The organism is Dyadobacter psychrophilus (assembly GCF_900167945.1).
Classification (GTDB): Bacteria; Bacteroidota; Bacteroidia; order Cytophagales; family Spirosomataceae; genus Dyadobacter; species Dyadobacter psychrophilus.
Genome location: NZ_FUZA01000011.1, coordinates 24,813 through 37,252, shown reverse-complemented (window position 1 = coordinate 37,252; position 12,440 = coordinate 24,813). Strand labels below are relative to the sequence as shown.

Here is a 12,440-nt window from a genome sequence, read left to right as displayed (position 1 = left end):
TTTGGATTTTAATGCTGAAAAAAAAATTATCTGGGGTTTTGGGTAATGCCGCTGAGTTGCAGCTCTAAATCCGGGAAAGGAAGCACGTAGCGCTGCGAGTTTGGCAGTAGCTGATATCGTGTTCCGCCGCTGATGCGGGTAATGGTTGTGGCCTGGGACTGCTGCAAGTTGAGCCTTCTGAGATCACTCCACCGGGCATGGCCGTAGAAGGCCAGCTCCTTACGGCGCTCGTCAAGTATGGCCTTTAATGCAGAGGGCGCATCGCCTGCCTGCACTGCAACATATTTACCAGTCTGGTAGCGGTGCGTAAGCAGCTTGTTGAGCAGGGCAACACCCTGCTGATGCTGACCAAGACGGGCCAGGCACTCAGCCTTGATCAGGTATATTTCATTGGTAGCCACCCCGTAAAATGCGCTGATGGATCCGGTATAGCTTCCGGCCGGCTCAAAGAGCCCATTTGCATTTTTAATGAAATAAAGCGCCTTTCGAAGATCAGTGGGTTTGTAGGCGCGCGCCAGCAGCGTGTCTGCAAAACTCACGCCATAACCCCCGTAAGTTGCAGCGCCTGTGGCGCCTTCGGCATAAAATATGACTTCGGGGTTTTGGTGCTTGTTTGAGTAGGCAGCAAATGCAAAGATCCCGCTGGCGGCTTTATCGACCACGTTAAAATCCAGCAGCTCGCTTCGGCTTTTTAGAGCTGCATCTGCCCATTCAAGTGCCTTATCATACTCACCCATGTTCAGGTGCATTCTGGCCAGCAGGCCCGCTGCCGCCGCTTTGCTCGGGCGGCTGACATACAGGGGCCTTTCAGCAAGGAGCGCAAAAGCTTGGGTAGCGTCATAGGCAATGGATTGGTAGGTTTCAAGCACCGAAGAGCGGGCGACTTTGTGGCTGGGATCTGAGAGATGCCGGATTTGAAGACCCACATCACCAGCGGCCGAGGCCTGATTAAAGGGTTTACAAAACAGTTGGGCCATGGCGTGTAGGGCGTATGCCCTTAAAAAAAGCGCCTGCCCTTTGATGTTGTCCTGGGCGGGCGCGCTAAGCTTCTGCAAGCGCTCTAAGACGATATTGGCATAGGCGATTTTCTGGCTAGTCCCGGAGAATTCAGAGGCCGAACCACCGCGGTAAATATCTGCATTCCACAAATATGCGTTGCGCTCTTTAAGTGCCGCCTGTCCTAAGCGCTCGTCGGGAATGTAAATGTTATCGCTGCCCACCAGGCCCAGCATGGGGTAGTTACTATTTACGACTATGTTGTTATCTAAGATGGCCTGCAAATCGGCCAGCGAAGCGGGCATCACATCTGATTTACTGCGTTTGACGTCCAGCCAATCCGTCTGGCAGCCGCTCAGTAATCCAAGTGCGGCTAATAGCGCTATAAGCGCTGATATTCGAAGTTTTTCCATTGTCATATTTGTTGTTGATCCATTTTTTAGAAAGTAAGGCGGATGCCTGCTGCCAGGGTGAAAACAGCGGGCAAAGGATGGTCGCTTGCATTGACAGCGGCCGCATCGGGATCAATGCCGTGCCGGTTTGCCCGCCACAGAATACCCAGGTTGCTGGTGTAGAGATAAGCCTGAAAACTTTGCAGGCGCATGGTTTTGAGCATAGCACCCCCAAAATCATATCCCAGCCGCACATCCTGCAATCTGACGTGATCGGCTTTTTCTACGAGCACCTGCGAGAACCTGTAAAACGTGGCGCGCGCGTTATCGCTAGGGTAAACCAGTGAGGGCACGTTTGTGGTGAGCTCATCACCTGCCTGCTGCCAGCGTCGGCTAAAATCGCTATTGGCTTCTGAGAGAAGAACATCCTGGTAATTCGTGCTTGTCGAAGCGCGCCGGAAACTATATCCGAGCTTGTAGCCGATGTTAAAAGAAAGTGTAATGCGGCTTAGGGTAAAGTCGTTTCTAAAAAAGCCGAAAACCCGCGGCACTGCCGGCCCCATGTAGGCAAGGCTGTCAGGCGTAAAGTTGTTGATGATGGCCGTATAATCCTTGCTTGGCTCGCCGTTGAGCATACCCATCGGATCGCCGCTGCTAGCATCAAGACCTGACCACCTGTAGGCGAAAATCCCATAGATGGGTTTACCCACCAGCCCTGCCCTACCCGATCCTTGCTGAATGCTGACAGCTGTCTGCTTTACGCTATAAGCTGTGATCTTATCCTGCAAAGTGCTCAATAGCAGCGTGGGGCTGTAGATCACCTTACCTATGGCTATTTGGCTGGAAAGGTTCAAATCAATTCCTATGGCTTTTGTGGAGGCGCCATTCGTATAGAACTGGCTAAAACCAATCGAGGGCGCAAGTGCCTGCCGCTCGATAAGATCGGCGCCCTTCTTGTGGTAGAATTCCAGGCTTCCGCTCAGAGCGTTCTTGTTAAGTGCAAAATCAACACCGAAATTAAAGGTTTTGACATTCTCCCACCTGAGCCCAGGATTGGGCGCTGATAGGTTGATAATTGTTTTTAAACCTGAGTAGCTGCTAGGAACATACACACCGGTGGTATATACCGAGCCCTGGTAAACGTTGCCGCTGGAACCAATTGAGCTTCGAAGCTTTACATATGGCAGCCAATCGATCTGATAAAACGGCTCCTTGGTCAGCTCCCAGGCGCCTCCCAGGGACCATAGTGGTGTAAAGCGTCTGTTGGAATTGGCACCAAATATATTGGCCCCATCCCTTCTGGCGCTGGCAGAAAGCGTGTAACGCCCCTTGAAAGTGTAGGCCGCATTGCCATAATAGGAAACAAAGCGATTGGTAACGCCATAAATGTCGCCATCGGGAGCGGGAATTCTTTCACTGCCGGAGGGGTAAATGGCCAGGGCATCGGCGAAATTCAAATTGTTGGCTGACGTGCCAGTCTGATCATCGTATCCATAAGCAAGCCTTCTGGCACTCTCCGTGTCCAGTGAGCGCGCCTCGGCGCCCAGAATTGCTGTCAAAGTATGCACGCTACCCCAACTACGGTCGAAACTAAGCTGCACCCTTGCGTTCTGGGCATTTGATTCAACCTGGTTTGTGTTGAGCACGCCACCGACAGGCACCTGGTATGTAAGACTACTATCGGTATTGATCAGGGTGAAGCGGTTTATCAGGTTGCGGGCAAAGTAGGTCTGCACGCTCCTATAGTCCCAATCCGTTATAGATTGCCTTTCGCTTTGGTACCAAAGCTCTGCTTTCAGGGCCTTAAACAATTGATAGCTGGCACCCAGCCGCATCAGTAGGCTGTTGGTCCTGGTATACTTATCGGCAAGAGCCGTTTCTGCTAATGGCCGGTAGCGCCAGTCAAGCAGCCCCTGGCTTTCGGCAGGTTCTAGGAACGAGTCCCGGTAATCTCTGGCAACGGCCTGGGCGCTGCCATCTTCATCTGCCAGGATGGCATAAGGGAAAAGACTGCCGTACTTACCGCCAACGGCTTGGGATCCAAACTGGTTCTGATAATTGTTAGTCGTTAATTTGTTGCTGCCATAATTAATTGCCAGGGTAACATCTAGCTTCCGACTGATGGAATACAGGCTTTTTGCGTTAAGTGTAAAACGCTGATAGCCATTACCGATCAGCTCCGATGCATTATGATCATATCCCAGGCCAACCGAATATGAGGCCTGTTTAGTGCCACCAGTAATTGCTGCTGAATACTGCTGATTGACCGAAGGCCTGTAAACGTGTTTGAGATATTGAGGCCTCAGGTCCACCTGGGAGAGCGCCTCTAATTGCTGAGCTGCTTGCTGCTGGCTGATCGCGCCCCTTTTTTGCTGTGAAAACAGCTCAACAGCTGGCGAGACAACTGGCCTGGATGTAGCATCCGATAGATCCGCATCAAAATAACCTGCATTAAAAAGGATGCGCTCGACATGGATATAATCTTTGGACTGCAAGTAATTGGGATCATAATAAAGATCGGGTTTACTGCCAAAAGATATGTTGCTGTTAAGTTCCACTTGAAGCGGTCTGTTTTTGCTACCGCTTTTTGTGGTAATAACAATTACCCCGTTAGCCGCACGCGCGCCCCATATGGATGCCGCTGCTGCATCTCTTAAAACGGTAACAGATTCCACGTCATTGGGATTAATGTTGTCCAGGTTTCCCTCAAATGGAAAATTGTCAACAACAATCAGTGGATCTCGGCTGATAAGGGATTCATCGGCAAGCGTGCTTTCTCCTCTTATTCGAATGCCCAGATTGCGGCTCATTAAATTACCCGAGGAGCCATTTGAAGCATTGGAAATAAATTGCAGTCCGCCAGCAATCCCGTTGAGACGATCCAAAATGTTGGTTGAGACTCTTCTGTTTACTAGCTCTTTATCCACATGCAGAAATGAACCCGTAGCCCGTTCTCTGGAAATCGTCTGATAACCCGTGACGGCTACTTCTTCAAAGCGGTCACTGTGCGCTTGCATATTAAAGACAAGAGCAGTCGTTTGTGGAAGCGAAATTAATGTATCAATGGAACGATACCCGATAAACGAGACGACAAGGGCCACCCGGGAAGAATCCACGAAAAGTGAAAAACTGCCATCTCCTGCTGTAGTAGTGCCTGAGGTCGTCGATTTGATCTGCACACTGGCCCCAACTAATGCACTTTGGTCCATGGCCATTACCTTGCCTTTAACTTCCGGACGGCCCTGAGCAGAAGCTGGGCGCCAGCTGACTAATAGACCGTAGGCGAGGATCAGATAGGCTACATAGGTCAATAGCCTTCTTGGGGAACAATAAAGTGACTTCATTGCAACTATGATTTGGAGTGAAAATTGAAGGCAATACCGGTTTACGCCGGGCCTGAATAGCTGCGGCAAAGGATGCAACCCAGGATTGGGCAGCAAAAACTAACAGACCCGGCCCGGGCTTATTGCGGCTTACGGATTACCAGTTGATAAGTGAGCACCTTGTTCATAAACGTCATGGTTGGTGTTGAACAAAAGGACTGTTACTAAATTCAGATAAGTTAGAAAATCTGGGGAGCCAAAAAAGGCGTGGAACTCAACTTATCTCATTAGAGGTACTGGTATACCCTGGAACAAATAAGCAAACCCACGCCTAGGTCGTGAGCTATTCTACTTATGGTCTCGTTCCAAAAATTACCAGTTTTCTAATGTGAGACTCTAAGCGAATGCTTCAAATATTTTTGTGAAGTATCGCAATAATTGACCCAAATATATTAAAAAAATAAAAGTCAGCCAAATGGATGACTTTTATTTTTTTAATTTTTTCCTGATTGCGCTAATGAGCGCAAAACTGGACCATCATGATATCGAATTGAAGCAAAAGATTGCTCAAAGGATTAAGGAACTTCGACTGTCCTCCGGTAAGAAGCAAAACAATTTTGCGATAAATGAAATGGAAACTGACAAGCAGATGTTGCATAGGTTAGAATCCGGGAGAGGTGCAACAATTTACTCCATAAATAAAATCTGTCAGGCACTTAATATCACTTTAAAAGATTTTTTCGATTCGCCAATGTTCGAAAGATGACTTAAGTGCGGTCGTTGTTGTATAATACATGTGCTGAAATACTTTGCTGATTTGCAAACGATAGCATATCTAATGAATCCAAGTTTCTAAGACTTCATAGTATAAAATATATGCGCAGCAAATTCATCGCAGCAATAAAGTTTTTTTGAAAAGGCGCACGGAGTGTCTCTAAACGCATATTAGACGGATGTGAAAATGTTATTTCCGATGCATGAAGCATCATCTCGTTCAAACCAAACTGCTCCTTAAAATATCGGTTCTGCTTATTACAGCCATGCGGCCTATCGCCGATAATGGGATGAAAAATGTGCGCCATATGCTTGCGGAGTTGGTGCATGCGGCCGGTAGTAGGTTTTAATTCTACTAAGGAATAGCGCGAAGTGGGGTGTTTGCCAATGGCGAAGTCTACTTCTGTACGCGCCAGCGTACGAAGGGAGGTGAACGCTTCCTGGATGGTGCCGTCTTCTTTTTTTAGGGGATAATCAATGTCGAGTTCGTCCGGTGCGTAGCCTCTTACAATGGCGTGGTAAGTTTTTTCGACTTTTCCATCCTGAAACTGCTGCTGCATGAGACTGTTCATTTCCTCATTTAATGCAAAGAGCAGCACACCGGAAGTTTTTCGGTCCAGCCGGTGAACGGGAAATACTTTTTGTCCGAGCTGGTCCCTTAACAGCTGAACGGCAAAGATATCTGCGTCCGCGGCAATCGGCGATCGGTGCACGAGTAGTCCATTTGGCTTGTTGATGGCAACGAGGTCGTTGTCATGGTAGATTATTTGAAGGGGTAATTGCGCTGAATCCGTCACTTAAAATATGGATAGATCCTTCTCAGTCTTTTCCGTCAACACCGCATAGGCATTGGGTTTAATTCCCAAAAGATATGGAAAAAGCCGCAAGATGAAATGTTTGAATTTGGTTAAATAAAATCCTGCCGGGTTATTCTTAAAAAGCGGCTTGATGACCTCATCATTGTAAAGATGGCAAATGTCGCTCTTGACCTGGAAGTTCTCAGACCTGAGCAGGAACCTGAGCAATGCAGGTGTATAAATGTTAATGTGCCCGTAGGAAAGGAAATGTTTGACTTTCCTATCCACATAAAAAGAAAAATCAATGGGCACTTCGAAAATCTGATATTTTGAAACGCGTTTGATTTCCCGGAGCAAAATCCGTTCGTGTTCCACATGCTCTAAAACGTGTGAACAGATTACCAGATCAAAATGATTGTCGGGATACGGGATCTGGTAACCGTCGAAAAGCAGTACATCGTTAACGTTTTTGATATTCTTGGATTTTATCAAGCCGATTCCGCTTTCAGAGATCTCGACACAATTGAGATCTTTACAAAAATCCCATTGAGAAAGCCAGGAAAGAATGCTCCCCTCGCCAGCTCCAACTTCAAGCACATTTTTGAAACTGATATTCTTTGACAGTGCGACAATGTTGCGCGCCTTGTACTTAGCCCCTGTATTACGCCAGGAAACCGAGTCGTCATTATACTGCGAAGAATAGGAATCTTTTACATTATCAGATATTTGCATATCGAAATAATCACGGTTTCATGGCTTAATTCTTACTCAACAACTTGATTTTTCTTGCTGTATCTAATACGGAAACGGATAATTACCCAAAGCACCAGATACAGAATCCCCAGCAACATACCAATTTCCATGCTGAAAACCCAGGCCGTGCGGTCCATAGCGCTTTCAATCAGGTTCTTAAAAATGGCGTGCGGATCATGTATAATGTCCCAACTGTTCATGCGCCTAACCCTGCCGAGATAAACCCCGAAGCCTGCAAGCGGAAGACTCAACAGCAGAAACGTAATGCTGATACGTCTAGTAAAAACACGTCGCCACGAACGGTGGATCCAGTATAGGGAAACCAGGCCATTAAAAAGGCTGACTTCTGCGTAGAAGAAAAGCATGATGACATCGTGCCAGGTCAGGTCCCGCTGATAATCCACTGTCAAATGGGCCAGATCGGTGATCATGTAAGGCGCATTGGGAAAAAACGCCAGCCACACGGTCGTGAGCAGGATCAGCGTAAAGGGAATGGCCCCGAATCGCTTGGTAAAGTTGTCGGCCAGGAATGCAGTAATAAGCGGAATCCAGCTCAAAAACAAATTCCAGTCCATTGAAAAATCAACGGGAGAATTGAAAAAAATGCGGATAAGGTGAAAAAATACAGCAACCAGGCTTAGCAGCAAAAGCAGCAAGAGCGAGAACAAACCCTCCATCGATATAATGGGCGGATCTGAGACGCTGAACTTATGGTTCCTTATCCAATCTATCAAACGGTCCAATAGTACGGTATTTAAGTTTATTCATGACGACTTAAAAGCAAGCAAATGAAAAGCAAAAAAGGCATACCACATTTATATCAATGTTATCGTTAAAATAAATGTTGATATAATCATATTTCCTCATCACTTCTGCTGCGTCATGTCTGACAAACTCTGACAGGCTAGGCCTGGGTAGGATTATTTGTTTCCTTTTTAGGTTTACGTCTTTTCGGTCTTCCCGCTGATTTGTGGGCTGGCTTGCCAGCAACCCCAGGTTTGCGACCGCCGGCTGCCCTGAAACGCCGCGGCTCAAATAGTGGAGCATCTCCAAGTCCCAGGTCCTGGGTTATTGATCGCTTTTCAAGTTCTTTTTCAAAAAGCTTTTCAATTTTCAGAACATATTTCTGGTCTTGCTCATTAATGAACGTTATAGCCGTACCTTTTGATTCCGCACGCGCCGTCCGACCAATGCGGTGAACATAATCCTCTGGATCACGCGGAACGTCGTAGTTGACTACGTGGCTCAAATTATCAATATCAATTCCGCGTGAGAGCACATCTGTTGCCACCAGAACGGGGAATTGCCTGTTTTTAAATTCTCTCAAAACAATCTCCCGGTCGGCCTGCTCAGAGTCGGATGAAATTCCCCTGGCAGCAAGGCCAAGCTTTTTCAATGCACGAACAATCGGTTCCACCGTGGATTTGCGGGAGGTAAAAAGCACCATACTGGTGTTTTCAACCTGACTCAATAAATGCAGCAGCAATGGTAATTTCTGCTCATCCTTTGCCATATAGAACTGCTGATCAATGCGATCAACCGGCCGCGAAACCGCAAGTCTTATTTCCTCAGGATTTTGCAAAATGCGTTTTGCCAGATCACCAATTTTAGGAGGCATCGTTGCCGAGAACATAAGCGTTTGTCTTTTAGCAGGCAAAAAGCTCATGATCTTCAAAATGTCACTGAGAAAACCCATGTCCAACATTCTATCGGCCTCGTCAAGCACCAAATGCTTCACATTCCCAAAAGTCACGTAGCCAAGTTGCAAATGGGCGATCAGCCTGCCTGGGGTTGCAATGATAATGTCTGCCCCCTGGGTTAACGCTTTTTTCTGCTGGTCCCACTCCGGCCCCTTATTACCCCCATAGACGGCGATGCTGGTCGCGCCAACAAAGTATCCCAAACCCTGGATCTGCTGATCGATCTGCACAGCAAGTTCACGCGTTGGTACAAGGATCAATGCGCCGGTGTGTTCGTTGCTTTCGTGGGCAACTTTATCTAAAATAGGGATCAGATAGGCAGCCGTTTTTCCTGTTCCTGTTTGCGCGCAGGCCAGAAGATCTTTACCGCTAAGAATGTAAGGGATTGCTTGCTCCTGAATAGGTGTTGCTTGCTGGTAGTTCATGGAATCCACGGCGTTAAGCACGTCTTCGTGGAGTTCAAATTCATTGAAATTCAAAATTCAGCTTGTAAAGTCCATAGATTTAAACGACTACAGACGTGTTAAAAAAAGAGCTGACTTCAATATTTCCCAGTCAGCAAACCGCTTGATTTGAACAAATATAAAAAATATCCGGCGCAAAATGAAAACAAAGGCCAAGATACACGCGGCAAACTTGCTGCTTTGTGCGTCCTGACCTTTGCTGCAATCATTTAAACTACAAATCTACATCCACCAGATTAATCGCTTCCTCGGGGCTGTATAACCTGGACTTGGTGATGAACCGAATGCCCATTGGAATTTCCAGCGAGAAGCTTGATCCTCTTCCCGGCGTAACATCAATGGTGAGCTGGGTATGCTGCCAGTATTCAAACTGATCGCGGCTCATGTAAAATTCGCAGCCTGCAATTTCGCCTAATAGCACATCGCTGCCCGAGGTACGGAACTCGCCTTTTGGAAAACACATAGGCTGAGAGCCATCACAACAGCCTCCGCTCTGGTGAAACATTAAATCTCCGTTTTCTGCTTTGAGCTTTTCGACGACCTTAACCGCTTCGTCTGTAATGAGCACTCTGCTGGTTTTCATAAGTGTTATTTTCAAAAGAAGCCCAACTTGTTCTTATCATAAGAGATAAGCATGTTTTTGGTCTGGCGATAGTAACCGAGCATCATTTTATGGTTTTCTCTTCCAAAACCTGATTTTTTGTAGCCTCCAAATGGCGCATGCGCTGGATATGCGTGGTAATTATTGACCCAAACCCGTCCTGCCTGAATGGCCCGCGGCACCTGGTAAATCTCATGCGCATCACGCGTCCACACTCCGGCGCCCAGACCATATAATGTATCATTGGCAATTGAGATAGCTTCCTCAGTGGTTTTGAATGTTGTTACGCAAACCACCGGCCCAAAGATTTCTTCCTGGAAAATCCGCATTTTGTTATGGCCTTTGAAAATCGTTGGCTTAACGTAATAACCTCCCGAAATGCCATTTTCAAATTTTTGCGCATCGCCACCGGCAAGCACTTGGGCTCCTTCCTCTTTTCCTATTTTTAAATAGGAAAGTATTTTTTCATACTGATCATTAGAGGCCTGCGCGCCCATCATGGTTGTGCTGTCCAGCGGATGGCCCATTTTGATCGCATTCGTACGCTCAATGACGCGCGGCATAAATTTGTCATAAATACTTTCGTGCACTAAAATCCGGGAAGGGCACGTGCAGACTTCACCCTGGTTGAGTGCAAATAGCACCGCACCTTCAATAGCTTTATCAAAGAATGCATCATCCTCGTCAGCAACGGAAGGGAAGAAAATGTTTGGCGATTTGCCTCCCAGCTCCATCGTGACGGGGATAAGGTTATCGGATGCATATTGCATAATGAGCCGGCCAGTGGTCGTTTCACCTGTAAAGGCAACCTTAGCAACGCGGGGGGACGATGCCAGCGGTTTTCCTGCCTCTACACCAAATCCTGAAACGATATTTAACACACCGGCCGGGAGAATATCACCAATCAGCTCCATAAGCACCATGATTGAAGTTGGCGTTTGCTCTGCGGGTTTCACCACTACGCAGCATCCGGCTGCAAGCGCAGGCGCAATTTTCCAGGTTGCCATCAGCAAAGGAAAATTCCAGGGAATAATTTGTGCTACGACGCCAAGAGGCTCGTGTAAATTAATACAAACCGTATTTTCGTCATGCTCCGAGACACTCCCCTCTTCTGCCCTGATCACACCCGCAAAATAACGGAAATGGTCCACACACAGCGGAAGATCGGCGGCGCGCGTCTCGCGGATTGCCTTACCATTGTCAACGGTTTCTACGATAGCCAGGTAATCCAAATTATCTTCGATAACCTGCGCGATTTTCAAAAGAAGGTTGCTTCGCTGACTGGCGGCGGTTTTGCTCCATGCAGGGAATGCATTGTGGGCAGCGTCCAAAGCCAGTTCAATGTCTTCCTTGGTAGAGCGGGCGGCCTTGGTGAAAACCTGTCCGTCGATGGGCGAAACGTTCTCAAAGTACTCTCCCTTTATCGGTTCCACGAATTTACCATTGATATAATTGCCGTACTTCTCTTTGAATTCAGGTCTTTTTGCAAGCGTCTCGCTGGCGTATGATTTTGTCTGGGTCTGCGGGTTATCGGTGATCGTATCCATAGTTTAATGTTGATTTAAATTAATTTATAAATACAAACCTAGCTCAAAACACCGTTCTTGATTGGCACGATCGTTCCAGATTGTAGGATAAATATCTCATTTTATCAAAAAAGAATTATATTTATAAATGCACATTCAGCAACATTAAAACACGGAAACGGCATCATGGCAGCGGGATACAAACTTAATGCAGTGGCACTTTCAGCAGAAAAATCGCTTAAAACGCTGGTTGAAAACAGGCGGGCATTTACGCTGGAAAACTGCGAACTGAACCTGTTTGAAACATTGCAAACCTCGCAGCTTGTGCCGCTAACCTTTTCGGATTTTGTGATCACCAGCATGCTCAGGGGCAAAAAGGTGATGCACTTGTTTGAAGAGCCTGGTTTTGATTATCTGCCAGGGGAAACTGTGCTAGTGCCTGCCAATGTGACCATGAAGATTGATTTTCCAGAAGCCAATAAGGACAATCCAACACAATGTATAGCGCTGGCGCTGGACCAGAACAAAATCAAGCAGATTGTTGATAGATTAAATGAGACATATCCCCGGGAAGGCAAGCAGCAATACTGGAATTTGCATCACAACCAGTATCATTTTCTCAATAATGTGGAACTGGCCCAAACGCTTAACAAACTGATCCACATCTGCTCGGGATCAGCGCTGGGAAAGGACATTTTGGCTGACCTGACTTTGCAGGAGCTAATCGTCCACATTATTCAGACGCAGAATTTGGCAGCGACCGACGAAGCAGCATTCATACAAGAAGACAGCCCGCTGGCATTTGTGATTAACTATATCCGGGCGCATATCAGCGAAAACATCAAAGTGGATGAGCTTAGTGACAAGGCGTGCATGAGCCGCGCCTCGTTTTACAGGGCATTTAAGCGGGAATACAGCATTAGTCCGCTTGATTTTATTTTGAGAGAAAAAATCAAAAAAGCGAAACACCTGCTTCTGGGCACCAGGGCAAGTGTGACGGATATTTGTTACCAGCTCGGCTTTTCGGATCTCAATTATTTCGGAAGGCAATTCAGGAAATCAGAAGGGATTTCCCCAAGCCAATATCGCAGTGCGAGCGGAAAAGACATTTAAT

10 protein-coding genes are annotated in these 12,440 nt (G+C 47.0%); 2 read left to right on the top strand and 8 right to left on the bottom strand.

Annotated features, from left to right (window positions below; genetic code table 11):
• Nucleotides 1–26: 26 nt before the first annotated feature.
• The gene (locus B5X68_RS26305; RefSeq protein ID WP_170916733.1) at nt 27–1,409 is read right to left on the bottom strand and encodes a RagB/SusD family nutrient uptake outer membrane protein; all 1,383 of its coding nucleotides are present in this window, start codon (nt 1,407–1,409) and stop codon (nt 27–29) included.
• A 26-nt stretch (nt 1,410–1,435) separates the two neighbouring features.
• A complete protein-coding gene (locus B5X68_RS26300) occupies nt 1,436–4,732 on the bottom strand; it encodes a SusC/RagA family TonB-linked outer membrane protein (protein WP_082217752.1) in 3,297 nt (1,098 codons plus the stop codon).
• Nucleotides 4,733–5,186: 454 nt separating this feature from the next.
• Between B5X68_RS26300 and B5X68_RS26295 the strand changes: the two genes are divergently transcribed.
• Nucleotides 5,187–5,477 carry a helix-turn-helix domain-containing protein gene (locus tag B5X68_RS26295; protein WP_212568041.1) on the top strand — a complete coding sequence of 97 codons (291 nt, stop codon included), beginning with the start codon at nt 5,187–5,189 and terminating at the stop codon, nt 5,475–5,477.
• 94 nt (nt 5,478–5,571) lie between these two features.
• Here the strand turns inward: B5X68_RS26295 and B5X68_RS26290 are convergent, their stop codons facing one another.
• The 6 genes from B5X68_RS26290 to B5X68_RS26265 all read right to left on the bottom strand — a co-directional run bounded on the left by B5X68_RS26290 (nt 5,572) and on the right by B5X68_RS26265 (nt 11,347).
• Nucleotides 5,572–6,282: a pseudouridine synthase gene (locus B5X68_RS26290; RefSeq protein WP_082217751.1), complete on the bottom strand. Its 711-nt coding sequence runs from the start codon at nt 6,280–6,282 to the stop codon at nt 5,572–5,574.
• Entirely contained in the window at nt 6,283–7,014 is a 732-nt protein-coding gene (locus tag B5X68_RS26285) for a class I SAM-dependent methyltransferase (RefSeq protein ID WP_082217750.1), read from the bottom strand.
• A gap of 32 nt (nt 7,015–7,046) precedes the next feature.
• A complete protein-coding gene (locus B5X68_RS26280) occupies nt 7,047–7,778 on the bottom strand; it encodes a DUF1361 domain-containing protein (protein WP_229208579.1) in 732 nt (243 codons plus the stop codon).
• A 161-nt stretch (nt 7,779–7,939) separates the two neighbouring features.
• Nucleotides 7,940–9,214 (bottom strand): DEAD/DEAH box helicase, encoded by a 1,275-nt coding sequence (locus B5X68_RS26275; protein ID WP_082217748.1) that lies wholly within the window; start codon nt 9,212–9,214, stop codon nt 7,940–7,942.
• A 199-nt stretch (nt 9,215–9,413) separates the two neighbouring features.
• The gene (locus tag B5X68_RS26270; RefSeq protein WP_082217747.1) at nt 9,414–9,782 is read right to left on the bottom strand and encodes a DUF779 domain-containing protein; all 369 of its coding nucleotides are present in this window, start codon (nt 9,780–9,782) and stop codon (nt 9,414–9,416) included.
• Between the two features lie 11 nt (nt 9,783–9,793).
• The gene (locus B5X68_RS26265; protein ID WP_170916732.1) at nt 9,794–11,347 is read right to left on the bottom strand and encodes an aldehyde dehydrogenase family protein; all 1,554 of its coding nucleotides are present in this window, start codon (nt 11,345–11,347) and stop codon (nt 9,794–9,796) included.
• Nucleotides 11,348–11,512: 165 nt separating this feature from the next.
• Between B5X68_RS26265 and B5X68_RS26260 the strand changes: the two genes are divergently transcribed.
• Nucleotides 11,513–12,439, top strand: a complete 927-nt coding sequence (locus B5X68_RS26260; protein ID WP_082217791.1) for an AraC family transcriptional regulator — start codon at nt 11,513–11,515, stop codon at nt 12,437–12,439.
• The last annotated feature ends 1 nt before the right edge of the window (nt 12,440 follow it).

Excerpts from the sequence above, each read along its gene's own strand:
- B5X68_RS26270 (WP_082217747.1), bottom strand. The coding sequence starts at position 9,782 with ATGAAAACCAGCAGAGTGCTCATTACAGACGAAGCGGTTAAGGTCGTC.
- B5X68_RS26285 (WP_082217750.1), bottom strand. The coding sequence starts at position 7,014 with ATGCAAATATCTGATAATGTAAAAGATTCCTATTCTTCGCAGTATAAT.
- B5X68_RS26295 (WP_212568041.1), top strand. The coding sequence starts at position 5,187 with ATGGATGACTTTTATTTTTTTAATTTTTTCCTGATTGCGCTAATGAGC.
- B5X68_RS26305 (WP_170916733.1), bottom strand. The coding sequence starts at position 1,409 with ATGGAAAAACTTCGAATATCAGCGCTTATAGCGCTATTAGCCGCACTT.
- B5X68_RS26265 (WP_170916732.1), bottom strand. The coding sequence starts at position 11,347 with ATGGATACGATCACCGATAACCCGCAGACCCAGACAAAATCATACGCC.
- B5X68_RS26300 (WP_082217752.1), bottom strand. The coding sequence starts at position 4,732 with ATGAAGTCACTTTATTGTTCCCCAAGAAGGCTATTGACCTATGTAGCC.
- B5X68_RS26260 (WP_082217791.1), top strand. The coding sequence starts at position 11,513 with ATGGCAGCGGGATACAAACTTAATGCAGTGGCACTTTCAGCAGAAAAA.